We start from the raw sequence: 26382 nt of genomic DNA on the forward strand, positions 1-26382 counted from the left end.
ACACCCAAACGGCGCTAACGAAAAGCCATCAGTTGACCATCGGCCGAGACAACGTACAAAACGCCGCCCGCAACGACGGGGTGCGAAGCGGCCCCGCCGGGCAGCGGAACTGCGCTCACCAAGGCGCCCGACACCGGGTCGAAACTGCGCAAGACGCCGTCCGACGACGCCACGACAAGGCGGCCACCCGCAAGGATCGGTCCAAAATGGACGAACCGGCTGGTCCGGCGGGTCAAACCACCGCTTTCTTCGGACTGCGGCAAAGGCTGACGCCAAATCGGCGTGCCGTCGCTCGCATCGAGACGAACCAATTCATTGATATCGTTGACCAAGAAGAGCGATCCACCCACCGGCACGACCGGCGACAGGGCACCCTCCGTGGCGGTCCAGAGGCGCTCTCCTGTGGTTGCCTGCATGGCGACAACGCGGCCAGACAGGTTGCCCACATAGACGGTATCGCCCAGAATGACCGGGTCGGACGAGATGTCATTGGCCGAAAGCGATCCGGCCTCGCCGGGACGAGCCCCCGCGATCACGCTTGACCAGCGGCGCAAGCCGCCTTGCGGAAATGCGCCCAGAACCTCGCCGGACGGAAACGGGAATATCGCCACGTCATTATTGACGGCAGGTCCGGCACCGCCGGCGAAATTTGCCGTGGACGGGGTGCCGTCCAGCGTCCAGGCAACCCGGCCCGAGGATCGCTCAATGGCCCAGGCGCGGCTGTCGCGGGCAACGACATAGACCAGATCACCCGCCACCGTGGGAGCACCTCCGCTGGCATCCAGGTCCTGCACCCAGCGCTCGCCGCCGGTCGCGACGTCCATCGCGACCAACCGGCCAAAGCCCGTCGTGGCATAGACCGTCTCTCCGGCGGCTGCCAAGCCGCCGCCCGAGGCTTCTCCCGCGCGGTCTGTCGGCGGGATCAGGCTGCGCGACCACAACGGCTGTCCGCCGGTCGTAAAGGCCGACACCACACCCAGCGCATCCATCGTGAACACCCGGCCGTCCAGCACCACGGGATCGGCGGTGATACGATTGCGGCGTGTATTGCCCTCACCGATCGGGGCCGAAAAGGCGAGGGTCAGCGACGCGCCGAGCGCGGGATGGGTCAATTGGTGCGTGGCACTCCCGGCACGATGGGTGAAATTCGCATTGGTCCTGGCGGCAGGCAGCGCAATCGGTCGGGCGGCGTTGACAAAGGGCGCCTCAGCCCCCGGCATACCGTCGCGCAGGTCAAGGCGCTCGCCGGGAAGGATCACGTCCGGTTCGGCACAGGCGGCGACGAACGAAAGGGCCAGAAGCGCCAAACCGGCCTTGGATCGGAGAAATGTGCTGTGTGCCACTGCCATGCCCTATCGTCTTTTTCTTCGTTCCGGGTCCGCGGTCAGTCAGCTCAGTTGGCCGCCGGATCGGAGGCCAACTCGCCCCCCAAGGCCACAATCAGGCCAACAGCTCTTTCGCGCAAGCTTTCCGTGGCCTCCGCATCCTCGATCATGGTCGTCAGACGCGCCAGAGCAGCGTCGGTTTCACCGGCTGCAACCTCTGCGAGCGCCAGTTGCTCCAACGCCAGCATGCGATAGGGATTGCCGGGAACGGCAAGCGCCTCGAGCCCGGCGCGGCGGCTGTCCTCATCCATGATGCCCGCACCCAGCATCAACGATTTCAGCGACGCGAGCGCACGATAATCCTGCGGCACGTCCGCCGCGATAGCGACTCGATCGAGCGTCGCGATCGCGGCCTCGGTCTGACCGGCGATCTGCTGTTCGTTGGCCGTCATCAGGGCGACGAGAGCCGCGGCACTGCCCTCGGCGTCGATCTCGGCCAGCGCGGCCACCCGGGCGTCGACGTCATCGTCCTCGAGGGCGGTCAGCAAAGCGTCGCCCACAGCCTGCGCGGCGGCTTCGCTCTGCGAACGGCTGTATTCGTTCCACGCGGCACCGCCGACAATCGCCAGCACGACGACAACGGCAATCCAGCCATACCGACGAAAGGTGGCATAAAGCTGGTCGCGGCGAACCTCTTCGGTTACCTCGTTGATAAAGCTGTCAGAATCGCTCACGCGTCGTCTCCCCCAAGCGGCCCGGGCCACCGGGGCCTGCCATCGTTCCGCCCCCTCATATCGCGAAGCATGGCGGATTGCCAAGACCCGGCCCCTTGCAGGGGGAAAAGCGGCGGATCCGGGGCCCTCGGGGCCGGTGAAATCGCGGCCGAACGCGGCTTTTCTGCGACTGCGAAGTCTTTCTTGCGAAAAACGCAAAGAATCTTTAATCTGAACTGGTCAGTTTAGCGTAATAAACAACGATCGAATTAGTCCAAGCCGGATGCCCCATTGGCGCGTAGCACGGTGCGACGACCTGAAAGCTGATTGCAAAGAGGCCGAGAATGAAGTTGATGCCCCTCCTGACCGCCGTGCTCGTTTCGGCGTTCCTCTACTTTGCGGTGTTCGAACGGGATCGGCTTCTGGCGTTTGCGCAGGTGACGAGCGACAACACGGAAGAACAGATCGAGAGTATCGACACCGATCGCAGCCAGCACACGATCAGCGTCGTCGCCCAGCATTCCGAAGCGCAGACCGTCGACAGCGTCGTCGTCCTGCGTGGGCGCACCGAAGCGGCCCGTTCGGTCGAGATCCGCGGCGAGACATCCGGCCAGATCATTTCCGAACCGTTGCGCAAGGGCGCCTTCGTCAATGCCGGCGACCTGCTCTGCGAGCTCGATCCTGGCACCCGCGAGGCGTCGCTTGCCGAAGCCCGCGCCCGGCTGAGCGAGGCGGAGTCGCGTGTACCAGAGGCCGAGGCCGGTCTCGCCGAGGCCCGCGCCCGCGTCCGCGAGGCGGAAATCAACGTCAACAATGCCCGGCGCCTGTCGGAAGGTGGGTTTTCCAGTGAAACCGCACTGATCAGCGCGGAGGCTACCGCCGAAGCCGCACTGGCCGGGGTGAGCCGGGCGAACTCGGCTGTCATCTCCGCACAATCGGGGATCGAGGCCGCGCAGGCCGCCGTGGCGGCGGCAGAACGTGAAATCGAGCGTTTGACGATCACCGCCCCCTTCCCCGGCTTGCTGGAGACCGACGCCGCCGAGCTTGGCTCGCTCATGCAGGCGGGCGGTCTTTGTGCAACCATCGTCCAGCTCGACCCGATCAAGCTGGTAGGCTTCGTCCCCGAGGCGGATCTCGACAAGATCGAACTCGGCGCCCTGGCCGGTGCGCGTCTGGCCTCCGGGCGCGAGGTGCAGGGCCGGGTCACCTTCCTGTCTCGGTCCGGCGACGAAACCACGCGCACCTTCCGGCTCGAAGTCGAGGTCGCAAATCCGGATCTGGCGATCCGCGATGGTCAGACCGCTGACATTCTCGTCGCCGCCGAAGGGCGACAGGCGCACCTGCTGCCGCAATCCTCGCTCACGCTCGACGACAACGGCGTGCTGGGCGTGCGGGTGGTAGACGATGAGAATACGGCAAGGTTCATGCCGGTGACCCTCCTGCGGGATACGGTCGACGGGGTCTGGGTCGCCGATCTGCCAGAGACGGTCGACGTGATCGTCGTGGGTCAGGAATACGTGATTGACGGGGTGCCGGTCGCGCCCACCTTCAAAGAGGCAAACGGATGACTGGTATCGTTGATTGGGCCGCGTCCCGGGCGCGGATGGTGATTGCCTTTGTGATCCTGTCCCTCGTGGCGGGCGGCGCGGCCTATGTAGGTCTGCCGAAAGAGGGCGAGCCGGATATTGAAATCCCGGCGCTCTTCGTCTCGGTCCCCTTCCCCGGCATCTCGGCCGAGGATTCCGAAACCCTGCTCGTGCGTCCGATGGAAACCGAGCTGTCCGATCTCGACGGGCTCAAGAAGATGACCTCGACCGCCGCCGAAGGCTATGCCGGGGTGGCGCTCGAATTCGAATTCGGCTGGGACAAGACGCGCATCATGGCCGATGTGCGCGACGCGATGAACAACGCCGAGGGACAATTCCCATCCGGCGCAGACAACTACTCGATCAACGAGCTGAATTTCTCCGAGTTCCCGATCATCATCGTCAACCTGACCGGCGATCTGCCGGAACGGACGCTCGTGCAGGTGGCCAAGCGGCTGCAGGACCGGCTCGAAGGCATCGACGCGGTGCTCGAGGCGCAATTGACCGGGCAGCGCGACGAAATGCTCGAAGTGACGATCGACCCGCTTCGGCTCGAGGCCTACAACGTCACCGCGGCGGAGCTGATCAACGTCGTCGCCAACAACAACCTGCTGATCGCGGCGGGCGAAGTCGAAACGGCGCAAGGCACCTTCGCCGTCAAGATCCCCTCCTCCTTCGACGAGCCTCGGGACGTCTATGACCTTCCGGTCAAGACAGAGGGCGACCGCGTCGTCACGCTCGGCGATCTCTCGACCATCGCGCTTACCTTCGAAGATCGGGTCAGCACGGCGCGCTACAACGGCGAGACGACCGTCGCCCTGCAAGTCGTCAAACGGCGCGGGTTCAACCTGATCGACACCGCCGCCGTGGTGCGCGAAGCCGTCGAGGCAGAGCGGGCATCCTGGAGCCCGGATCTGCAAGCGGCCATCGAAGTCGGCACGTCGAACGACCAAAGCCGGCAGGTGGCTTCGATGGTCAGCCAGCTCGAAGGGTCGGTTCTGACCGCCATCGCATTGGTGATGATCGTGGTGCTGGCCTCGCTCGGAACCCGGCCGGCGCTCTTGGTCGGCTTCGCCATTCCGACGTCGTTCCTGCTGTGCTTTGCGCTCCTCGCGATCATGGACGTCACGATTTCCAACATCGTGATGTTCGGGCTGATCCTCGCGGTCGGGATGCTGGTCGACGGGGCCATCGTCGTCGTGGAATACGCCGACAAGCGGATCCGGGAAGGCACCGGCCCGATGCACGCCTATGTCGAGGCGGCCAAGCGGATGTTCTGGCCCGTGGTGTCGTCCACCGCAACGACGCTCTGCGCCTTCCTGCCGATGCTGTTCTGGCCCGGCGTGGCGGGGCAGTTCATGGGGATGCTGCCGGTCACGCTGATCTTCGTGCTCTCGGCCTCTCTCGTCGTCGCGCTGGTCTATCTGCCGGTCCTCGGCGGTGTGACGGGGCGGCTCAGCCGGACGTTCGGCTTTGCCTCCGATGCCCTGCGGCGCAGGTTGCCCTGGGTGATCCGGGCGATCCTCGTGCCGCCGGCACTGATGGTCGTCTTTGCGGGCGCGATGCTCACGCTCAACCCCGGCTACCTCAGCGGCGAGGACGTTCAGACGACCGGCATCGTGGCATCACTGCCCGGAATGATCCTGTTCCTGGTGGGGGCGACGCTTGCCTCGATCACGGTCGGGGCCGCGCGGATCGAACGCAAACCCAAGAAGATCAAGGCAGGCTACCGGCGCTCGATCTTTGGCAAGGTGATGCACTTCATCACCGGCAATCCGATCATGCCGCTGGTGACGATCGGGGCCGTCGGCTTCTTTGTGATGTCGACCTTCACCTACTACGGGGCCAACAACAACGGCGTCGAATTCTTTGTCGCCACCGAACCGGAGCAGGCGATCATCTACGTGCAGGCGCGGGGCAACCTCAGCCTCGAGGAAAAGGACGACCTCGTGCGTCAGGTCGAAGAGGCCGCGCTCCAGACACATGGCATCCAGTCGATCTTTTCCTTTGCCGGGGCCGGCGGGCTGAATGCAAACACCGCCGGCGCGGGCGGGCCTGCCGACGCCATCGGGCAATTGCAGATCGAACTGGTGCCGTGGGAAGACCGGCCCGCCTATGCAAGGCAGCAGGATATCCCGCTTGAGGAGTTGTCGGGCTCGGCCGTCATCGCCGCTCTGCAGGCGCGGATGGATCAGATCCCCGGCATCCGGACCGAGATACTCGACCTTGCCATGGGGCCCGGCGCGGCCAAGCCGCTGCACCTCCGGCTGACCGGCAACAACTGGGTCGAGCTTCAGGAGGCCACACAGATCGCCCGCGAGAAGTTCGAGGCGACACCGGGGCTGACCCTGATCGAAGACACTCTGCCCCTGCCGGGTATCGATTGGGAAATCACCGTCGACGTGGAAAAGGCCGGGCGCTTCGGGGCCGACGTCGCCACCGTCGGGGCGATGGTGCAGCTCGTGACACGGGGCATCCTGCTCGACACCATGCGGGTCGACAGCTCTGACGAAGAGATAGAGATCCGGGTGCGCCTGCCCGAACAGGACCGGGTGCTCTCGACCCTCGATAGTCTGCGCGTGCGCACGCCCTCCGGTCTGGTGCCGCTGTCGAACTTCATCACCCGGACACCGGTCAAGAAGCTGGCCGAGATACAGCGGATCGACCAGGAGCGCTACTTTGACGTTCTGGCCGATGCCGAGGCCGGGCTCGTCACCATAGCGAACACCGAAACCGGTGAAGAGCGGGTGATGACGCGCGACGCCGCCGAAGCGGACGCGACCATTGCCGCCGGGATCGAAGACGGGTCCCTGAGCATGGTCCTGATCAACCCCAACGAACGGATCGGGGTTCTGACCGAGTGGCTCGAAACCAACCCCTTCCCCGATTCCGTCGGTTGGGAATGGACCGGCGACCAGCAAGACCAGGAAGAAAGCGGCCAGTTCCTGATGACCGCCTTCGCTGGGGCGCTCGGGTTGATGTTCATCATCCTGCTCGCGCAATTCAACTCGGTCTACAATTCGGTGCTGGTGCTGCTTGCCGTGGTGATGTCGACCGCTGGCGTTCTCATCGGGATGCTGGTCATGGATCAGTCGTTCTCGATCATTATGACCGGGACAGGCATCGTGGCGCTCGCCGGGATCGTGGTGAACAACAACATCGTTCTGATCGACACCTATCAGGAATACAGCCAGTACATGCCGCGCTCCGAAGCGATCACGCGCACGGCAGAGGACCGGATCCGTCCGGTGCTGCTGACCACGATCACCACGATGGCGGGTCTTGCGCCGATGATGTTCGGGCTCAGCCTCGATTTCATCAATGGCGGCTACACCATCGATAGCCCGACCGCCATGTGGTGGAAGGAACTGGCGACGGCCGTGGTCTTCGGGCTGGGGATCGCCACGATGCTGACGCTCGTGTTCACACCGTCGATGCTGGCGCTGCGGGTCTGGGTGACAACCTACGCCCGCTGGATCGGGCAGCTGCTGGCAAAACTGTCCTTCGGGCGCGGCAGCCGGGCGGCTCAGGATTGGGCATTGGCGCGTGAAGCACGGCGGATCAAGGCACCTGAATTCATCTGGGCCGATCCCGAAGAGCTGGAACAGGGGACGGTGCCGATCTCGCCTTTGCGGGCGGCGGAATAATCGGTCGGGCGGGTCACCCCGCCCGCCGCTTCTCTCAGGCCGGGTTTCCGGTCGGCTGGTCCAGTTCGGCCATCTTCGGAAAGACCCACAGGGCCATCGCCAGCGACAGCACGCCACACAGCGCGATACAGGCGACCATCGGCAGCGCCGTGCCGTCGAAGAACGGGCCAGTCAGGGCGATCATGGCGCCGCCAACCACCAACTGGATGGTGCCGCCAAGCGAGGATGCCAAGCCGGCATGCTCGCCATGGCCGTCGAGCGCGATCACCATGGCGGTCGGGATCACCAAGCCGAGGCAGGCATTGGCCAAAAGCAGCATCCCGACGATGACATAAAGGCTGCCGAAGCCCGCAAGCGTGAGCACGAACAGTGCCGCGGACAGGACGGCAAAACCGATGACGGCCCGGCGCATCACCGGCAACATGCCATAGCGCTGGCCCAGCGGCCCGGCCATCTGCGACGCCCCGATAAACCCGACCGCGTTCACCGCAAAGGCGATGCTGAACTGCGTCGGAGACAGGCCAAAGCTCTCCGCATAGACAAAGGACGCGCTGGCGATAAAGACGAAGAAGCTCGAAATGCCAAAGCTGCCCACAAAGGTCAGGCCCATGAAGATCGGGTCCCGAAATAGGGTGCTCATGCCTTTGCGCATCGCGGCCACGCGCACCGGGGTGCGGCGCTCGACGGCAAGGGTCTCGGGCTGGGCAATGGTGGTCAGCGCCATGCTCGCGACCGCGGCCACGGCCAGCACCCAGAAGATGCCGCGCCAATGGCCCAGCGCGATCAATCCAGACCCCGCCAACGGGGCCAGCATCGGCGACACCGACGACACCAGCATGATCAGGGCCATCAGCTTGGTCGCGTTGGGGCCGGTATACATGTCGCGAATAATCGCTCTGGGGATCACCATGACCGCCGCACCGCCAAGCCCCTGCAAAAAGCGAAACGCAGTCAGCGCCTCGACGGTCGTCGCGACCGCGCATCCGACAGAGGCGACGGTAAAGATGCTCAACCCCACGATCAAGGGCCGCTTGCGGCCAACCTGATCGGCCAGTGGTCCGTAGAACATCTGCGCAAGACCAAAAGCCACGAAATACATCGTCAGGGTCAATTGCGTGGCCGCGACGGTTGTTTCGAGCCCCTCTGCAATAGCCGGCAATGCGGGAAGATACATGTCGATGGCAAACGGACCGACAGCGGACAACAAGCCCAGCACAACGGCTGTGCGAACAAACGAATTTTGCATAAGGATACCTAAAGGGACGAGGTCGTCTTCAAGGGCGACTCGCGCATTTTAGGTCTGTCGACAATCGGTGTCTATGCACGGTCGGCGACAAACTTCGGCCCCGACCCGCGGATGCTTCGGGCTCGGCTCAGGCCGCCACCTGCTCCTCGGTCTCCTGACGGAACCAGAGATGCGCATAACGGCCCTCGAGAGCGAGAAGCTCGTCGTGGGTGCCCTCCTCCACGATCACGCCGTCCTCGAGCACCACGATCCGGTCGGCGTCGGCGATGGTCGACAGTCGGTGCGCGATGGTCAGAACGGTGCGGCCCTCGCCCATCGCTTTCAGTTCGGCCTGAATCTCGCGTTCGGTTTCGGTGTCGAGCGCACTGGTCGCCTCGTCCAACAGCAGGATCGGCGGGTTCTTGAGCAGCGTCCGGGCGATGCCCACCCGCTGCTTTTCTCCGCCCGACAGCTTCAGACCACGTTCGCCCACGGCCGTTTTGTATCCCTGCGGAAGGCTCATCACAAAGTCATGGATCTTGGCCGCCTTGGCCGCGGCTTCGATCTCGGCGCGGGTCGCATCGGCCCGGCCGTAGCCGATGTTGTAGAGGATCGTGTCGTTGAACAGCACCGTGTCCTGCGGCACGACACCGATCTGGTGATGCAGGCTTTCCTGTGTCACGTCGCGCACGTCCTGACCGTCGATCTTCAAACTGCCGCCGGTGACATCGTAGAACCGGAACAGCAACCGTCCGATGGTGGATTTGCCAGAGCCGGACGAGCCGACGATGGCCACCTTCTGACCGGCCTCCACGCGGATGCTCACGCCTTTGAGGATCGGCCGTTCCGGGTCGTAACCAAAGTGGACGTCGTCCAGAACCACCTGCCCGCCTTGCACTTTTAGAACATCTGCGCCCGGTTTGTCGGTCACTTCCGGCGGTTGCTCTAACAATTCGAACATGTCGGCCATATCGATCAAGGCTTGACGAATTTCGCGATACACCGTGCCGAGGAAGTTCAACGGCATCGTGATCTGGATCATATAGGCGTTGACCAGAACGAAATCGCCGACGGTCAGCGTGCCCGCCTGCACCCCGAGCGCAGCAAACACCATCACGATGACAAGGCCGGTGGTGATCAGGAACGACTGGCCAAAGTTCAGGAAAGCCAGCGAATAGTTCGTCTTGACGGCGGCCGCGGCATAGGCCTCCATCGCGCGGTCATAGCGCTCCGCCTCGCGGCTCTCGGCCCCGAAATACTTCACCGTTTCGAAATTGAGCAGGCTGTCGATGGCCTTCTGGTTGGCGTCGGTGTCCTGATCGTTCATCACCTTGCGGATCTTCACCCGCCATTCGGTGACCTTGAAGGTAAACCAGACATAGAGGGTGATCGTGGCCACCACGACCGCCAAATACCAAGCATCGAACATGAAGAACAGAATGCCCATGACGAGGAGCAGTTCCAGAACCAGCGGTCCGATCGAGAACAGGATAAAGCGCAGCAGGAAATCCACGCCCTTCACGCCCCGTTCGATCACCCGGCTCAGACCGCCGGTCTTGCGGGTGATGTGATAGCGCATCGACAGGCGGTGAATATGGGTAAAGGTCTCGAACGCCAGCTTGCGCAGGGCGCGCTGTCCGACCGGCGTGAACACCACGTCGCGCAATTGCTGAAAGCCGACGTTCAACAGCCGGATCACGCCGTAGGCCACGGTCAGCCCGACGGCCCCCAGCATCAGCGCCATCTCGGGCACGTTCTCCGCATTGCCCAGACTATCGACCGCCCATTTGAAAAACAGCGGGGTCGTGACGGCCACCAGTTTGGCGAAAATCAGCATCGACACGGCCAGAACCACGCGGACCTTGACCCCGGTCTCGCCCGCCGGCCAGAGATACGGGATTACCCGGCGCACCGTGCGCCAACCGCTGATCGGAGCACCGCTCAGGTTCGCATCGGTCTTGGAAAGTCGCCGCATCTACTGCCCCCGCCCGAAAGGGCCTTCGTTGCTGAAGCGTAAACCTAAGAACTCGGCGCCCGAATAACCAGACCGCGACGCACTATTCAGCGCCATTCGCCGCGCCGATCTCGGGCAGTCGAAAGACCTGGCCGGGATAGATCAGGTCCGGGTCGCGGATCAGATCCTGATTGGCCTCGAACACCGCGACATAGAGAATGCCTTCGCCATACCGCTCTCGCGCGATTGCCCAGAGCGTGTTGCCGGGCTGCACGGTGCGCACCGCCACGCTAAAGTCCTCCGCGGTCGTGTCCTCGGCCATGACGGCAGCAATCGTGGCACGTTCCTCGCGCAGGAATGGGGTCTCGATCCGGGACGTCACCCGTCCGGCCTCGGTCAACTGATCGGCGCGTAGCGTGTAGAGTCCCGGCGACACGCCCGCCAAGGCCATCGCCCAGGTTCCGTCCTCGCGCACTGGCGCGTCGCCTTGCGGCACATTGTCGAGATAGACCCGCACCGTTCCACCGGTGGTCGCCCGGCCAGAGACGCTGACCTCGCCGCTGTCGTCATAGCTGATCGTGTCGAGCGCCACCGTGCGCAGAAGTTCCGGCACCACGACCGGCGTCCGCGATGGCTGCAACACCCGCACCCCGGTTTCGTCGACCATCAGCAGCGGCGGCGTGCTGACAGGCAGCGGCGCGGGGGCCACCGGTTCGATTTCGGCGGTCACGACCGGCGGTGCGGCGTTCTCTGCAGCATCCATCGGGGCCAGCGGGTCCGGTGCCTCTGGCACCTCGGCGATATCGAGGCTGACAGCCGCGTCGCCCTGCACCTCCGGGCCCGGCGCGACAGCCGGCGGGGCAAGGGGCTCCAGCGCCGGTGCGGCCTCCGCCACGACGGGCGCCACCTCCGGCACCTCGGCGGCAGGAACATCGTCCGCCACGATGTCCACTGGTGGCGCGGCCACCTCGGCCGTCGCCGTCTCAGGCGCATCGGCGGACGGTTCGGTCGCGATTGCATCGGCTTGGGCGGTGCTCGGCGCCTCTGCCTCGGTGTCCACCCCCTCGTTGCCTGTCTCCTCGGCGCCCGTGGCGTCGGGCACGATCGCCTCGACGGCGGCGGCCACGCCTGCGGTTGCCAAGGATGCCACGACATCCCCCGCCCCAAGGCCCGCATCGGCATCGGTGTCGGTATCGGCTTCGGCCGCAACCGCCTCCTGCTCTGCATCCGCCGCGCCCGGCAACGGATCGGACTCTGGAACCATGATTTCCGGTGCGACGGCGGCCGTCTCGACAGCTTGCTCGGTCTCCACGGCCCCGGCATCCGGCGTGCCATCAGATACGGTGTCCGCCGGCTCTACAGGAGCGTCTTGAGACGCAGGCTCCGCCTGCACCCCGGCGTCGGCCACGGCGACTTCCGGCGCGGCAAGGGGCTGTGCATCGAGGCCGGCGGCAGCGATGGACGGCGCATCGGTCACAACGTCCGGCGACGCGACAGGCTCCGCCACCTCCTGCTCGGCCTCAGCGGGCGCATCCTCGGCAGGCGCCGGATCGACCTCTTCGGCAGGATCGGCCGCATCCGCGACCGTCTCCGGGCCCGCTTCCGGCGCGACCTCCGCGCTTGCAATCACGATCGGCTCTTCGGACGCGACGACAGGCTGCGGGGTCGGGGCGACGACGACGGTCTGATCCGATGCGAGGGCCTCACCGGCCGGGTCGGCCACCAAGGCCAGAATACGTGGCTTGTCCGAGGGCTCCAGCGCCAGAAAGCCGACGAACCGGCCAGAGCCATCCGCCTCGGTTTCGAGCAATGCGGTATCGTCGAGCATGATCGCGACTGTCAGACCGGCCTGCGCCTGCCCGGCGACCAATCCGGTGCCATCGGCCTCGATGCGGACCACGTCAAAGGAGGGCGGCACCATCTGTGGAACGGCGGCGGTCTCCGGGGCCGCGACCGGCTCTGGCGCGTCGGGCGGGGTCACGTCCGTCGGCGGCAGCGCCGTGGCGACCTCCGCCGCGGGAGAGTCTGGCGGGGTCACCGGGTCCGGCGACAGCAACGGCACCCCCAGAACGACAGCGACAACACCGACAACGGCACCTCCAGCGCCCAGCGCCAGTCTCGATCCTTGGCTCAGCGCCACTCGCAGTCCTCCGTCTTCGGCCCCGTCTATGCGGTTGAGAGACCATATCAACCCCGCTATGAGCGGTCAAAAGATGTTGATCCGATCCGTTCCGTAACACAAGAGGCCGTCCATGTCCCTGATCCCCAAATCCGTTTGCGTCTACTGTGGCTCCCGGCCGGGTGCGCGGCCCGGCTACATGCAGTCCGCCGACGCCACGGGGCAGATGCTCGCCCGCAATGGCTGGCGGCTGGTCTACGGGGCGGGCGATGTCGGGCTGATGGGACGGGTCGCGCAATCGGTGCAGGAAGCGGGGGGCAAGACCTTCGGAGTGATCCCCACGCATCTGGTGGCGATGGAGGTGGGGCGGACCAGCCTCGACAGCTATGTGATCACCGAGACGATGCACGAGCGCAAGAAGGTCATGTTCATGAACGCCGACGCGATCGTGATGCTGCCCGGCGGTGCCGGATCGCTCGACGAATTCTTCGAGGCGGTCACCTGGCGGCAACTGGGGCTCCATGGCAAGCCGGTGATCCTGCTCAACGTCGAAGGTTACTGGGACGGGCTTATCGCCATGGTCGACACCATCATCCGCGAAGGCTTCGCGGATGCCAGCCTGCGGGACTATATCACCGTCGCCGCCGGATTGGAGGATTTGGAAGCCGCCCTGCGCAGCGCCCTCTCCTGACGCAGACTGGCGGCGGAATAGACCGCCAGCGCCAGCCAGATCAGCGGGAACGCGACCCCATGCCACGGGGTAAAGGGCTCGGCGAAATAAAGGACGGCGCAGCCGAACTGAAGCGTGGGGTTGAGGTATTGGAGAAGCCCGACGGTCGACAGACGCACCCGGCGGGCGGCATAGCTGAACAGGATCAGCGGGGTCGCGGTCAGCGGCCCGGACAGGGCCAGCAACAGATGGGTGGTCACTGACCACCCGCCCATGACCGGGGCGCCGTTCACGGCGATCCAGATCACGGCGATGGGGAGCAGGATGAGCATCTCGGCGGTGACGGAGACCACTGGACCCATGTCGAGGCGCTTCTTGATGAGGCCGTAAAGGCCAAAGGTCGCCGCGATGCTCAGCGCGATCCACGGCGCAGCACCAAGCCCCACCGTCAAGACCAGCACCGCCGCGCACGCGATGGCGACGGCGAGCCATTGCGCGGCCAACAGGGCCTCGCCGAGTATGACGCGGCCGAGCAGGACCGCCACCAGCGGAAAGATGTAATAGCCCAACGACGCTTCGGTCGCATGGCCGTGGCCGATCGACCAGATAAAGACCGACCAGTTGGTTCCGATCATCACGGCGGCCAAGGCGATGCGGCGCAGGCTCGGCCAATCGGACACCGCCGCGATCAACACGCGCAAACGGCCCTGCAACGCCAGAACTGCCGCGAAAAAGATCAGCGACCAGACCGTGCGATAGCTGACCACCTCAAGGGCGGGCACATGGACAAGCTGATCGTAGTAGAGCGGCGAAAGGCCCCAGACCACGCAGGCCAGCACCATCGCCGCAATCCCCTTGCTCGCATCCGTCATCTGCATCCTCCTCGGCGCCAGAACGCACGGTCGGGCGGCAATGACAAGGGGGCCGAAACGCAAAACGGCACCCCGAAGGGTGCCGCCTGCGTAATCGGTCCGGTCAGGATCACATGCGCGATGCGACGTTTTCCCAGTTGACCAGATTGTCGAGGAAGTTGGTCAGGTAGGCCGGGCGCTTGTTGCGGAAATCGATGTAGTAGGAATGCTCCCATACATCGCAGCCCAGCAGCGCAGTCTGACCAAAGCACAGCGGGTTCACGCCGTTCTCGGTCTTGGTGACCTTGAGGCTGCCGTCCTTGTCCTTGACCAGCCAGGCCCAGCCAGAGCCGAACTGGCCAGCGCCGGCGGCGGAGAACTGCGACTTGAACTCGTCGACAGAGCCAAAGCTCTCGGTCAGGGCCTTTTCCAGCTCGCCGGGCATCGCGGAGGCGCCGGGGCTCATCATCTGCCAGAACTCATTGTGATTCCACAACTGGCTGATGTTGTTGAAGATGCCGTTCTGGGCGACGGCAGAGGCGTCATAGGTGCCGACGATGATCTCTTCGAGGGACTTGCCCTCCCACTCGGTGCCCGAGATCAGCTTGTTGCCGTTGTCCACATAGGCCTTGTGGTGCAGGTCGTGGTGATACTCCAGCGTCTCCTTGGACATGCCGTTGTCGGCAAGAGCGTCGTGCGCATACGGAAGGTCGGGAAGTTCAAAAGCCATGGCTGTCTCACTTTTCTGTGGGGTTTCGGGTCTGTGGCATAACAAAGCCCTCAGACAGCAAAGGTCAATGGCCGATCCGGTGCAAAGCACCCGGACCGAGCCATAATCAGCCGTTTTTCAGGGGTCAGGACAGTGGCTTTTCGTCCAGCGGCGTGATCTTTTCGAGCGCGATTTGCGCCCCGATCACGGTCATGATGCGAATTTCCGACGGATGCGCCCCGATAAACTCATGGATCGCGCGCAGCACGCCGTCGCCCCACCAGCCGCGGCGGTGATAATCGTCAAACGCCATGATGCCGCCCGAGACCATCTTGGGCATCAGCGCCTCCAGATCGGCCTTCACGCCCTCATAGGAATGATCGCCGTCCACATAGGCAAAGTTGATCGTCTCGTCCTTGAACTTCTTGAGCGCATCCAGAGACATCTCGCGCATCATGATGACCTGCTTGGATTTGATCTCGGCCTCGTACATGCGGGACACGTCGGCAAAGATCTCGTCCATCTTCTCGGCCTCTTCGCGTCCGGAAAAGGCGGCGTCGTCGTGATCTTCAAAGGATTTCCAAGGGTCGATCAGGCACAGCTTCTTGGGCTCCAGAGCATCGAGGATCTTGCGAGAGAATTCACCGCGCCAAACGCCGATCTCGATCGCCACACCGCCCTTCGGCATCTTTTGCAGGAACCGGGCGCGGTTCATGCTCTTGATCTGCTTTTTCTTGCCGCGCGGCTTCTTCGCCGATTTGGTGGAGTTGTCTTGGGGTTTTTCTTTCAGCTTGGTCTGCGCCATGAATATCCGCCTGTCATCTATCCGGGTGACGTGCACGGGAGAGCTCTTTTTCGGCCTCCTGGACGCGCAACATTGACTGCTCAGATCGCCACCATTGGTGGTAAGTTAACCTTCGCCCCCGATGTTTAGCAAGGAATAGATGGAAAAGGCGTGAACACGCGTCACTTCTGCATCGGTCCGGATCACGATGCCGGTTTCCGGGGGCCTCGGGTTTGACACGCGTGCAAGGCTTGGCCACAAACAGGGCGAGGCAACCCAAAACAGGCCGGCCCCTGCGATGCGCAGGTCGTCAAAGGTCGGGAAAGCAACAGGATGACGTCAGAGCATACAGCGGCCGGTCAGGTCATCGCATTTCGGAATGATCGACTTGGCGGACGGCTCATGATGCTGGTCAACGCCATGCGTCTGGCCGGGCTCGCCGGAGTGCCGTTCAAGGTGCACTGGCATCAGGGCACGGATTTCTCCGCCGTCATCAACGACCCCACGCAATTCTTCGAAACAGGCTTTGTCGACGCGCATTTCATCGACCGCGACAGCTATCTGGCGCTGCGCGAAAATGCCGTGCGGCCACAAGAGCGGCGCGATCTCGATGTCGCGGGGTTCAAGGCCCTGCTGGCGCAGGGAACCAATATCCTCGTCGACGAAGCCTTCGGCTTTCCGGCCTATCCCGGCGAAGACGCGGAACAGGTCGCCCGCGACGGCGCCGCGATCTGGCGCTCGGTGCCGCTCGCGGCCCCGGTCCGCAAGGTGCTGGACGACATCCGCACCGCGGTCGGGCCCCAGACCACCGCCTATCATATCCGGCGCGGCGACATCCTTACCCTGCCGCGCGCGGTCAACCGGCCATGGCCGAACAAATACGTCTATGACGAACTCTATCAGACCCATATCGAAGGGGTGCTGGAAAGCGGTGCGCGGCCGATCCTGTTCTCCGACGACGCCGCCACCATCGCCCGGTTCAAGGAGCGATATCCCGCACTGATCCCCGCGGCGACGTTGTTTGACAGCAGCACGGTGACACCGGGTCAGGCCGATTTCCTCGAACTGCTGGCGCTCGCCTCCTGCACACAGATCGTGGCGCCGCCGCAAAGCGCCTTCTCCTCCGGGGCGGCGACCTTGGGCGAAGTGCCGATCTGCGACGTCGAAACCGCGCTTTCGGAGAAGGATCGGCTGGCCGCCGGGAACCGCTTGCACGAGCGGCTGTGCACACCTGATCCGACAGGGCCGATGGGGCCGGGCGATATCGGGCAGTCGCTGGTGCATCTGGATCGGTTCCTCGGCACGCAAGGACGGCTCCCAGAGGCGCGGGACGCGATCAACAAACACCTGCAATCGGGGCTCGAAATCTCATTCCTCTTTCCCCGGCTGATCGAATTGAACCTGCTGACCGACGATCCGCAAGGGGCGATCGCGGCGGGAGAGTTGATGGAGAACGCCCAGGTCTACCACCGGCCCGACTATGCCAAGGGGCAGATGCTGCACAGCTTCGCCCATCTGGCCACGGGCCAGCCCGCGGCGTGCGCGCGGCTCGCCAATATCGGGTTCTGGCACGATCCCAGCACGCCCTATGTCGGCGAGGGAATGGGCGCGCTCTATGCGGCCGGGGTGCTCGACGATCGGACCGCCCTGCCCTTCAGCCCGGCCGCGCGGGCCATGTGGGCGCGGCCGGTGCTGCGGCTGCCGATCTGCGCTGCGACTTCGCTCGCGCTTGCGAACAGCCCCAAGGACAGCCTCGGGCGGGCGCTCGTGCCCTGCACCGATCCCGTCACATGGGATTGGGCGCCGTTCATGCGGTCCTTTGCGCGGGGCGCTCTGGCGAAACATCGGCACCGGGCAAACTACGAACGCGGGCTCACGCGGCTGGCCGAGATCATGCCCGGGGCAGACACCGCCTCGCTCACCGCGATCTTCGAAATGCATGTGGGCGAAAAGGACGACTGGCTGGACAGGCTGATCGACCTCGGCGCACGGCATCCCGAGGAGGCCATCGTGCAGCACAGGCTGTCGCTCGCCGCCACCATCGCGCAAGACTACCAGACCGCCGGCACCGCCGCCGAGGCGGCGGCCGAGGCCGCCCCCGGCGTGCCTGCGCACATCATGTGGCGCTCCGCCACGCGGATGCGGCAAAAACGGTATCGGCTGGCGATGAATGACATCCGGGTCGGGCTCGACGCGGGATTGGCCTTTCCCAAGATGCACCTGCGGCTGGCCACCATCGCGGCGCGGGCCGGGCATCCCAATGTCGAACGGGCCGCCATCGACGAAGGGATCCGAACCGCTCCGCGGGACGCACAACTGCGGCTCAATCGGGCGCAATACGAATACGAGAGCGGCAATCTCGACGCCGCCCTGCGCGATCTGGATTTGCTGATGAACTACGACATCGTGCCCGCCGCCGTCACGGCGCTGCGGCAGACATGCCTCGACGAACTCGCCGAATACGAGGCGTTTGAAACCAAGGCAGACCTGCGCAAAGGCGCCTGATCTAACCCGGCGCAGGTAGGCGTGTCAGCTGACCACCTGCGCCGCCATACGCGCCGGCTCGCTTAGTAATAGCCCACCGGGCCGGCCTTGGCCGAGACCGTCAGCAGATCAAAGGCATAGTCTGCCACCGACCGGAAACAGACCACCTCGAAGGTCGCCGCATCGCGCATCCAGAACGCCGCCGCGATCTGGCCCATCCGGGTCCGGCGAAACTGGCCGGGGGCGAACTGATCGGGGTGCAGGTCCACCGGGCAGAGCTTGCCCATGACCTCCCGCGCGCCAGAGCCGCACACCCGGAACACCGCCCGCGCGTCGGACACGTCCACCGCGAGGTAATGGCTGCCCTTCAGCGCCGCATCGATCTTGGCAATCGCAGCCGGCACCTCGGCATGTGGCAGCATGATCAACAGCTCGTCGGGCGACATCCACGCCAGACCCGTCTCCTTGACCACGGTCGCATGACCGGCGGCGGGAATGTCCGCACCCGTCAGCGCCTTGCACACGGCCTTGAGCTTCGACGCGGCCAGATCGCCGCGCAGGGTAATCATGCCGCGCGGCCCCAGTGCCGTCACCACCGCCATCGGAGAGGTCTTTTGCATTGCCTCAGCCATTCTGCTTCTCCCCTTCAGGGTCGTAAAACACCGGGCTCACGATCTTGGCCGTCACGCTGGTGCCGTCGATCTTGGGAAACTCGACCAACTCACCCATCCGGTCCGGGCCGTTCAGGATCAGACCCATCGCGATGCCGCGTCCCAGCGTCGGGGACATGTAGGTCGAGGTGACGCGGCCCTGCGTGTTGCGCTGACCATTGTCGTTCACGCCTTCGGACACCGCATAGGCCCCGTCCGGGATCACCGATCCGTCCGTGGTCTCCAGCCCCACCAGCTTCCAGCGGTTGGGGTCGGTCATATGCGGGCGCTGATGGGCGCGCTTGCCCAGATAGTCGTCCTTCTTCTTGGAAATCGCCCAGCTCAGGCCAAGGTCTTGCGGAATGATCGTGCCGTCGGTCTCGTCGCCGATCATGATAAAGCCCTTCTCGGCCCGCATGATATGCAGCGCCTCGGTGCCATAGGGCATCACGCCGAACTCTTCGCCCGCGGCCAAGAGCGCCTCCCAAAAGGCAAGTCCCTGCCCGGCCGGCACCGCGACTTCGTAGGACAACTCGCCCGAGAAACTGATCCGATAGACCCGCGCGTCGAAATCGCCAATGCGGCCGTCCGCCCATTGCATGAACGGCAAAGCCTCTTTCGACAGGTCCATGCCCCCGCCCAGCTTTTCGAGCAGCATCCGTGCCTTGGGGCCGACAACGGCAACCTGCGCATATTGCTCGGTCACGTTGGCCACATAGACCTTCCAGTTCCACCACTCGCATTGCAGCCAGTCCTCCATCCACGCATGGATGCGGTCGGCCCCGCCGGTGGTGGTGTGGCACAGCCATGTGTCTTCGTCGATCCGGGCGACCACGCCGTCGTCGCTCAGAAACCCGTTCTCGCTGCACATCAGGCCATAACGGCATTTGCCCACCGGCAGCGTGCTCATCATGTTGGTGTAAAGCATATCGAGGAATTTGCCCGCATCCGGGCCTTTCACGATCAGCTTGCCCAGTGTGGAGGCATCGAGCAGCCCAACAGCGTCGCGAGTGTTCTTCACCTCGCGGTGAACCGCGGCCTCGGTGCTCTCGCCATTGCGGCGGAACGCATAGGGGCGCCGCCACTGACCCACCGGCTCAAATTCTGCACCGTTGGCCTCGTGCCAGCCATGCATCGGGGTCTTGCGGATGGGCTGGAACAGTCCGTCACGGGCCGCACCCGCAATCGCACCCATCGAAATCGGGGTATAGGGCGGACGGAAGGTCGTCGTCCCAACCGACGGGATCGGCCGACCCAGACTGTCGGACAAGATCGCCAAACCGTTGATATTGCTCAGCTTGCCCTGATCGGTCGCCATGCCGAGGGTGGTATAGCGCTTGGTATGCTCGACGCTCTCATAGCCTTCGCGGGCGGCGAGTTGAACGTCCGAAACCTTCACGTCGTTCTGGTAATCCAGCCACATCTTCTCGCGCAGCGAAATCGCGGCACCCTGCGGCATCATCCAGACCGGAGCCATCGGCTCTTCTGCAGGGGCAAGCGCACTCGGCCCCTTGCCCTTCTTGATCCCGGCGGCGATTTGCCCGGCGGCATAGGCATCGGCCAGCGCCTCGGACGTGGCCAGAAACCCGTTCGCCGTGCCGGCGGCCAGCACAAAGCCCTCGCCGTCAGCGCCGGTCGGCGGCCTGTCGGGGTCCGGACGGAACATCGCGCCCGCCTCGTCCCATGTCAGCTTGCCGCCGCAATGGGACCACAGATGGACCACAGGCGACCAGCCGCCCGACATCGCGACAGCATCGCAGGGGATCTCTTCCAGAACGGCGCCCTCGCCCGCCTGAGCACACAAGGCCACGGCGGTGACACGCTTGCCGCCCTTGACCTTGGCGATGCCCTTGCCGGCTTCGACCCGGATGCCCAGGGCGCGGGCCTCGGCCACCAACTCACCGGTCGGCGCGGGGCGGGCATCGACGATGCAGGGCACGTCGAGGCCGGCGGTCTTGAGGACGATGGCGGTGCGATAGGCGTCGTCGTTGTTGGTCACGACGACCGTGCGGTCGCCAACAGATACGCCAAAATTGACGACGAAGTCGCGCAAGGCGGCGGCCAGCATCACGCCCGGCACATCGTTGCCGGCAAAGGACAGAGGACGCTCGATCGCGCCTGTCGCGGTGATGACGCGATCTGCACGCACCTGCCACAGGCGGTGGCGCGGGCCATCCTTCGGGCCGATATGGTCGGTCAACTGCTCATAGCACAGCACAGAGCCGTGGTCGTAGACACCGGCCCCCATCATGCGAGTGCGAATTTGAACATTCGGCATTTCTTCAAGGGCTTGCAGGGTGGAGTTGATCCACTCTTCAGCGCCCAGCCCGTTGATCTGGGGATCATCCACCGGGGCGCGGCCGCCCCAATGGGCGGTCTGTTCGATCAACAGCACGCGCACCCCGGCGCGGCCGGCGGCCAATGCCGCGGCCAGCCCGGAGATCCCGCCGCCGATGACCAGCACATCCACATGCGCATGAAAATGCTCGTAGGTGTCGGCATCCCGCGACTTCGGCGCCTTGCCCAGCCCGGCAGAGGCTCGGATGAACGGCTCGTAGATGTGCTTCCAGAACGACCGGGGATGGATGAACATCTTGTAGTAGAACCCGGCAGGCAGGAACCGGGAAAGGCGCGCGTTCACCGCACCCACGTCGAATTCAAGGCTCGGCCAATGGTTCTGGCTCTCGGCCTCCAGCCCGTCGAACAGCTCTGTCGTGGTGACACGCTGGTTCGGCTCGAAATGCTGGCCCTTGCCCAGATTGACGAGGCCATTGGGCTCTTCGGCACCGGCGGCGACGACGCCGCGCGGGCGGTGGTATTTGAACGACCGGCCCACCAGCATCTGATCATTGGCGAGCAAGGCAGAGGCGAGGGTATCGCCCGCATATCCGCGCAACCTCTTGCCGTTGAACGAAAACGCGCGGGGCTGCGAGCGGTCGATGAAACGACCGCCAGTTGCGAGACGGGTGCTCATGTGTCGGCCTCCCATGACCAGCCGGGCCGTTTGGCGGCGATGGTCTCCAAGATGTGTTCAGGCGGCTCTGTCGTCTGCGCGGGATAGGTGCCGTAAACCTCCAGCGTGGTGGTGCAGCGGGCGGCCAGAAACCACTTGCCGCAGCCATAGGCATGGCGCCAACGCTCGAAATGCACGCCCTTGGGGTTGGCGCGACGGAAAAGGTAATCCTCAAAGTCCTCGTCCGAGGAGCCGGGGCCGAAACGCTTCAGATGCGCTTCGCCGCCGGGGGCCAGCTCGGTTTCGTCGGCATGGGTGCCGCAATAGGGGCAAGTCAGGGTCAGCATGGGCAGGCCTTGAGGCTGTCAGACGGCAAAAAGGCGAGCGCTGAGAAGCGCCCGCCAGTTGCGGAGTCTTGTGTGAGTGGTGGGTTATTCTGGAACGGCCACCGGTTCCGGGGCCGTTGGCGCGACGGTCTCAGGGCCCGCGATGGGCTCTGGGTCGACAAGCGGTGTTGACGGCACTGTCTCATCGCCACCGCCCATGGAAAGCAGGCCGAGGATGATGACCAAAGCGACCGCGCCGATCCCGAGGTAGATCGGGGCCCTGCTGCGGCCGGTGCCGGAAATGTAGTCTGCCATGCTGAGTCCTCCTTATGGAACGGTCTCACAATGACAGGTCTTTCGGCCCGGCCCAGATCGGCAGGAATGCCCGGTGCATTCCGGCGCAAGGCAGCCGAAACCACCCCGATGGGTCGGCAATCCGCCGCCCGATCACTCGATGAAGTAAACCTGCTCGACCGGCTTTGGCTGTCCGCCCACCGGAACCCCGGTGATCGCGACCACAAAGAACAGCGTGATCGTCCACGTCCCGAAGGTGCCAAAGGCGAAACCGGCGATCTTGCCGCGGTGAAGGTAGAGCCAGTCGGTGTCGGTGACGGCGTGATAAAGTCGGCGCATTGCTGTCTGTCCTGCTTGGTGCACGGGACAGATACGTCGATGGACTCAGGGATCAAGGCTGGACGCTCCGGCGAGGCTTGAGGCCGTCCGTCGCAGCGCGCGGATTTGTAGCGATAGCCTTGTGATGCTATAAAGCCGTGATGGAAAACTGGACCGAACTGCTGGCCCTCTGGCCCCTCGTCCTCATCGTGCTTCTGGCCGTGGTGCTGATCCGCGCCGGTCGCGGAACCAAGCCGCACGGCGACGACCCGCGCGACAGCACCGGTGGCTACGATCCCTGACAAAGTGCGGCTCAGTTCGGTCAATGCGCCACCCCTGCGGCCACGCTTTCGTCGATGAACTTGCCAACCTTGAAGCGGTCGACGGTGAATTCGGCGGCCAACGGCCCCGGCTCGCCCTTGGCCATCAGTTCGGCCATCGCCCAGCCGCTACCCGGGATCGCCTTGAACCCGCCGGTGCCCCAACCACAGTTGACGAAGATGCCGCCCACGGGGGTTTTCGAGATGATCGGTGACCGGTCGCCCGTCATATCCACGATGCCGCCCCACTGGCGCAGCATCTTGAGGCGGCTGATCATCGGAAATGTCTCGACCAGCGCCCGCACGGTCTCCTCGATATGATGGAACGACCCGCGCTGGGTGTAGTTGTTGAACCCGTCGGTGCCGCCGCCGATGACCATCTCGCCCTTGTCGGACTGGGACATATAGCCATGAACGGTATTGGCCATGATGACCACGTCCATCGCGGGCTTGATCGGCTCCGAAACAAGCGCCTGAAGCGCCACGCTCTCGATCGGCAACCGGAACCCAGCCATATCGGCCAAGGCGCTGGAATGGCCCGCCACGACGATACCCAGCTTGTCACAAGCGATATCGCCCTTGGTGGTGGTCACGCCGGTGACCTTGCCAGCCTCCGTCGAGACGCCGGTGACTTCGCACTGCTGGATGATGTCCATGCCCATGTCAGAACAGGCGCGGGCATAGCCCCAGGCCACCGCATCGTGGCGGGCGGTGCCGCCGCGGGCCTGATACAGACCGCCAAGCACCGGATAGCGGGGACCGTCGAGGTTGATGATCGGGCACAGTTCCTTGACGCGGCGGGGCTCGATCCACTCGGTCTTGACGCCCTGCAAGGCGTTCGCATGGGCGGTGCGCTGATAGCCCCGGATCTCGGCCTGTGTCTGGGCGAGCATGATCACGCCGCGCGGCGAAAACATGATGTTGTAGTTCAGATCCTGGCTCAGCGTCTCATAGAGGGAACGGGATTTCTCATAGATCGCGGCGGACGGATCCTGCAGATAGTTCGACCGGATGATCGTCGTATTGCGGCCTGTATTGCCACCGCCCAGCCAGCCCTTTTCGAGAATGGCGACATTGCGCAGACCGTGGTTCTTGCCGAGGTAATAGGCGGTCGCCAAGCCGTGGCCACCGGCACCGACGATAATCGCGTCGTATTTCGGCTTCGGGCTGGGCGCGGCCCATGCACGTTCCCAGCCAAGATGATGGCGGGCGGCCTCCTTGGCGATGGCAAACACGGAATAGCGTTTCTTCACAGGCGAATCCCCTCTGGGTCAGACGCGGCATCTCTTGGGGATAATTGGACCCGGTGCAAAGGAAAATGGCGACTGGCTGCGTCACATAGCCCCCCGAATGCGACAACTGGGGGTGCGCCCCTTTCGCAAGAGGCCAAGGATGCGTAGATAACGAGCAATGAAACGTCATAAGGCCGCACTCCTATGCTGTTCTGGATCATAGCCACGCTAATGGCCGCTGCGGTGGCCGGAACGCTGCTTCCCGCGCTGCTCCGGCGGTCGAACGAGGACGCGAGCGACACGCCGGACGTGGCGCTCTACCGGGATCAACTGGCCGAGATCGACCGGGATCTGGCACGGGGCACCCTGGCAGCAGACGAGGCAGAACGGACGCGGACCGAAGTCGCCCGCAGACTCTTGGCTGCGGACAAGGCCGGGGCGCAGGCGGTGAACGAAGCGCCCAAGCGGGCCACCCTGATCGTCGCCGCGATCAGCGGGCTCGTCGTCATCGGCGGCGGGCTCTGGGGCTATGAACGGCTCGGGGCGCCGGGCTATCCCGACATCCCGCTGGCGCAGCGGATCGCGGACAGCGCCCAGATGCGGGCCGGACGGATCAGCCAAGCCGAAGCCGAACAACTGGTCGCCGCGCAATGGATGGCCCAGGGGCTGAGCGGGCCGCTGCCGCCCGCAGGCGTGCCAGACGACTACCTTGCAATGGTCGAGGAGTTGCGCAGCATCGTGCCCGAACGGCCCGAGGATATGCGGGGCTGGGAACTGCTGGCGCTGCACGAGGCACGGCTCGGGCAATTCGGGGCCGCCGCGCGGGCGCAGGAACGGGTGATCCAGCTCAAGGGCAATGACGCGACAGAGGCTGACAGGATCGCGCTGATCGACAGGATGGTGGCGGCCGCGCAGGGCTTTGTCTCGCCAGAGGCCGAGGCGATCCTCGTCGGGATCCTCGACCGCGATCCCTCCAACATCGGGGCGCGGTATTACATGGGGCTGCTCTACGCCCAGACCGACAGGCCGGACGTGGCCTTCCGTCTTTGGCGGGGGGTCGTCGACGAAGGCTCCAGCAGCGACCAGCACGTCGAACTGGCGCGGATGCAGATCGAAGACGTCGCCTTCCGGGCCGGGGTTGAATATACCCTGCCCGAACTGCGTGGCCCGGATGCCGATATGATGGCCGCCGCCCGCGACATGAGCGCCGAAGATCAGCAGGCCATGATCGAAGGGATGGTCGCGCAACTGTCCGACAGGTTGGCCACGCAGGGCGGCACTGCCGAAGAATGGGCGCGTCTGATCGGCGCCTACGGGGTGCTCGGCGATACCGAACAGGCCGAGGCGATCTGGGTCGAGGCACAGGGCGTTTTCGGCAGCTCCGAAGCCGCGATGACCGTGCTGCGCGAGGCCGCCGACCGGGCCGGAGTGCTTGGCGAATGATCCTCGAAACCCCCGAGGAGCTGGCCGACGCCCTGCCCCGCAATCGCGCCCTTGCCGGGCTCGACCTTGGCACCGTGACCATCGGTGTCGCGGTGTCGGATCGGTCGCTCTCGGTGGCCACGCCGCTGGAAACCATCCGGCGCAAGAAATTCGGGCTGGATGCGGCGCGATTGCTCGACATCGCCAAGGCGCGCGAACTCGGCGGCTTCGTGCTCGGCCTGCCGCGCAACATGGACGGCTCCGAAGGGCCGCGCTGCCAATCGACCCGCGCCTTCGCCCGCAATCTCGAAAAGCTGACAGACCTGCCGATCAGCTTCTGGGACGAGCGGCTCAGCACCGTCGCCGCCGAACGGGCGCTGATCGAGGCGGATACGTCACGCAAACGTCGCGCCGAGGTGATCGACCACGTCGCCGCCGGGTATATCCTGCAAGGACTGCTCGACCGACTGGCCCATATGCGGAGCAACGGATGACCAAACCCGACCCCATCGAAGCCATCTGGCAACGGGCCGAGATCGAAAGCCCCTGCATCAAGATCTGCGTGATCCATCCGGCCACCCGGCTCTGCACCGGCTGCCTGCGCTCCATCGACGAGATCGGCGCATGGAGCCGGATGACACCCCAGGCCCGCGCAGAGGTCATGGCCGATCTGCCGGGTCGTGCGGACCAGTTCAAGAAGCGCCGCGGTGGCCGCGCCGCTCGGTTGCGCCAAAACTCCTGATGTTGCGGTGGGCGGGTCGCCCCACCCGGCAGGCCGATGCGTCGCGCTGATCCGCGAT

At 64.7% G+C, this 26382-nt stretch carries 22 protein-coding genes; 8 read left to right on the plus strand and 14 right to left on the minus strand.

Features of this window, described 5'->3' with window-relative positions; genetic code table 11:
* Positions 1-14 precede the first annotated feature (14 nt).
* Both LOM8899_RS16120 and LOM8899_RS16125 read right to left on the minus strand, forming a co-directional pair.
* The gene (locus tag LOM8899_RS16120; RefSeq protein WP_093993281.1) at positions 15-1349 is read right to left on the minus strand and encodes a PQQ-like beta-propeller repeat protein; all 1335 of its coding nucleotides are present in this window, start codon (positions 1347-1349) and stop codon (positions 15-17) included.
* Positions 1350-1393: 44 nt separating this feature from the next.
* Positions 1394-2059: a tetratricopeptide repeat protein gene (locus LOM8899_RS16125; protein ID WP_093993282.1), complete on the minus strand. Its 666-nt coding sequence runs from the start codon at positions 2057-2059 to the stop codon at positions 1394-1396.
* Between the two features lie 323 nt (positions 2060-2382).
* Between LOM8899_RS16125 and LOM8899_RS16130 the strand changes: the two genes are divergently transcribed.
* Both LOM8899_RS16130 and LOM8899_RS16135 read left to right on the plus strand, forming a co-directional pair.
* Positions 2383-3606, plus strand: a complete 1224-nt coding sequence (locus LOM8899_RS16130) for an efflux RND transporter periplasmic adaptor subunit (protein WP_093993283.1) — start codon at positions 2383-2385, stop codon at positions 3604-3606.
* Positions 3603-7271 carry an efflux RND transporter permease subunit gene (locus LOM8899_RS16135; RefSeq protein ID WP_093993284.1) on the plus strand — a complete coding sequence of 1223 codons (3669 nt, stop codon included), beginning with the start codon at positions 3603-3605 and terminating at the stop codon, positions 7269-7271. Before LOM8899_RS16130 ends, LOM8899_RS16135 begins: the two co-directional genes overlap by 4 nt.
* 34 nt (positions 7272-7305) lie before the next feature.
* Here LOM8899_RS16135 and LOM8899_RS16140 read toward each other — a convergent pair whose 3' ends face one another.
* The 3 genes from LOM8899_RS16140 to LOM8899_RS16150 all read right to left on the minus strand — a co-directional run bounded on the left by LOM8899_RS16140 (position 7306) and on the right by LOM8899_RS16150 (position 12590).
* Complete coding sequence (locus LOM8899_RS16140; protein WP_093993285.1) at positions 7306-8517, minus strand: multidrug effflux MFS transporter; 1212 nt, start codon at positions 8515-8517, stop codon at positions 7306-7308.
* A 127-nt stretch (positions 8518-8644) separates the two neighbouring features.
* Positions 8645-10471: an ABCB family ABC transporter ATP-binding protein/permease gene (locus LOM8899_RS16145; protein WP_093993286.1), complete on the minus strand. Its 1827-nt coding sequence runs from the start codon at positions 10469-10471 to the stop codon at positions 8645-8647.
* A gap of 82 nt (positions 10472-10553) precedes the next feature.
* Positions 10554-12590 carry a LysM peptidoglycan-binding domain-containing protein gene (locus LOM8899_RS16150; protein WP_133065053.1) on the minus strand — a complete coding sequence of 679 codons (2037 nt, stop codon included), beginning with the start codon at positions 12588-12590 and terminating at the stop codon, positions 10554-10556.
* A gap of 112 nt (positions 12591-12702) precedes the next feature.
* Between LOM8899_RS16150 and LOM8899_RS16155 the strand changes: the two genes are divergently transcribed.
* Positions 12703-13260, plus strand: coding sequence for an LOG family protein (locus LOM8899_RS16155; protein WP_093993288.1), 558 nt, complete (start codon positions 12703-12705; stop codon positions 13258-13260).
* Here the strand turns inward: LOM8899_RS16155 and rarD are convergent.
* From rarD to LOM8899_RS16170, 3 genes are all read right to left on the minus strand, one after another.
* Positions 13197-14111, minus strand: coding sequence for an EamA family transporter RarD (gene rarD, locus LOM8899_RS16160; protein WP_093993393.1), 915 nt, complete (start codon positions 14109-14111; stop codon positions 13197-13199). The genes LOM8899_RS16155 and rarD overlap by 64 nt on opposite strands.
* A gap of 109 nt (positions 14112-14220) precedes the next feature.
* Positions 14221-14820: a superoxide dismutase gene (locus tag LOM8899_RS16165; RefSeq protein WP_093993289.1), complete on the minus strand. Its 600-nt coding sequence runs from the start codon at positions 14818-14820 to the stop codon at positions 14221-14223.
* A 124-nt stretch (positions 14821-14944) separates the two neighbouring features.
* Positions 14945-15604 (minus strand): class I SAM-dependent methyltransferase, encoded by a 660-nt coding sequence (locus LOM8899_RS16170; RefSeq protein WP_168770569.1) that lies wholly within the window; start codon positions 15602-15604, stop codon positions 14945-14947.
* 312 nt (positions 15605-15916) lie between these two features.
* Here LOM8899_RS16170 and LOM8899_RS16175 point away from each other — a divergent pair, with 312 nt between their 5' ends.
* Complete coding sequence (locus LOM8899_RS16175) at positions 15917-18088, plus strand: O-fucosyltransferase family protein (RefSeq protein WP_133065054.1); 2172 nt, start codon at positions 15917-15919, stop codon at positions 18086-18088.
* 62 nt (positions 18089-18150) lie between these two features.
* Here the strand turns inward: LOM8899_RS16175 and LOM8899_RS16180 are convergent, their stop codons facing one another.
* The 5 genes from LOM8899_RS16180 to LOM8899_RS16200 all read right to left on the minus strand — a co-directional run bounded on the left by LOM8899_RS16180 (position 18151) and on the right by LOM8899_RS16200 (position 22629).
* Positions 18151-18699 (minus strand): sarcosine oxidase subunit gamma, encoded by a 549-nt coding sequence (locus LOM8899_RS16180; protein WP_093993291.1) that lies wholly within the window; start codon positions 18697-18699, stop codon positions 18151-18153.
* Positions 18692-21691 carry a sarcosine oxidase subunit alpha family protein gene (locus LOM8899_RS16185; RefSeq protein WP_093993292.1) on the minus strand — a complete coding sequence of 1000 codons (3000 nt, stop codon included), beginning with the start codon at positions 21689-21691 and terminating at the stop codon, positions 18692-18694. The genes LOM8899_RS16180 and LOM8899_RS16185 overlap by 8 nt, the downstream gene beginning before the upstream one ends.
* On the minus strand, positions 21688-22017 hold the full coding sequence (locus tag LOM8899_RS16190) for a sarcosine oxidase subunit delta (protein ID WP_093993293.1): 330 nt from the start codon (positions 22015-22017) through the stop codon (positions 21688-21690). The genes LOM8899_RS16185 and LOM8899_RS16190 overlap by 4 nt, the downstream gene beginning before the upstream one ends.
* Before the next feature lie 84 nt (positions 22018-22101).
* A complete protein-coding gene (locus LOM8899_RS16195; RefSeq protein ID WP_093993294.1) occupies positions 22102-22311 on the minus strand; it encodes a hypothetical protein in 210 nt (69 codons plus the stop codon).
* Between the two features lie 132 nt (positions 22312-22443).
* Positions 22444-22629, minus strand: coding sequence for a hypothetical protein (locus tag LOM8899_RS16200; RefSeq protein ID WP_093993295.1), 186 nt, complete (start codon positions 22627-22629; stop codon positions 22444-22446).
* Positions 22630-22769: 140 nt separating this feature from the next.
* Between LOM8899_RS16200 and LOM8899_RS23455 the strand changes: the two genes are divergently transcribed.
* Positions 22770-22910, plus strand: coding sequence for a hypothetical protein (locus tag LOM8899_RS23455; RefSeq protein WP_168770570.1), 141 nt, complete (start codon positions 22770-22772; stop codon positions 22908-22910).
* 20 nt (positions 22911-22930) lie between these two features.
* On the opposite strand, the gene LOM8899_RS16205 is transcribed toward LOM8899_RS23455, so the two are convergent.
* A complete protein-coding gene (locus LOM8899_RS16205; protein WP_093993296.1) occupies positions 22931-24181 on the minus strand; it encodes a sarcosine oxidase subunit beta family protein in 1251 nt (416 codons plus the stop codon).
* Positions 24182-24364: 183 nt separating this feature from the next.
* Here LOM8899_RS16205 and ccmI point away from each other — a divergent pair, with 183 nt between their 5' ends.
* From ccmI to LOM8899_RS16220, 3 genes are read left to right on the plus strand one after another with little or no spacing between them, the layout of a single operon-like run.
* The gene (gene ccmI, locus LOM8899_RS16210) at positions 24365-25603 is read left to right on the plus strand and encodes a c-type cytochrome biogenesis protein CcmI (protein WP_093993297.1); all 1239 of its coding nucleotides are present in this window, start codon (positions 24365-24367) and stop codon (positions 25601-25603) included.
* Complete coding sequence (ruvX, locus tag LOM8899_RS16215; protein ID WP_093993298.1) at positions 25600-26076, plus strand: Holliday junction resolvase RuvX; 477 nt, start codon at positions 25600-25602, stop codon at positions 26074-26076. Before ccmI ends, ruvX begins: the two co-directional genes overlap by 4 nt.
* Entirely contained in the window at positions 26073-26324 is a 252-nt protein-coding gene (locus LOM8899_RS16220; RefSeq protein ID WP_093993299.1) for a DUF1289 domain-containing protein, read from the plus strand. Before ruvX ends, LOM8899_RS16220 begins: the two co-directional genes overlap by 4 nt.
* Positions 26325-26382 lie beyond the last annotated feature (58 nt).

This window comes from Flavimaricola marinus (assembly GCF_900184895.1).
Taxonomy (GTDB): Bacteria; Pseudomonadota; Alphaproteobacteria; order Rhodobacterales; family Rhodobacteraceae; genus Flavimaricola; species Flavimaricola marinus.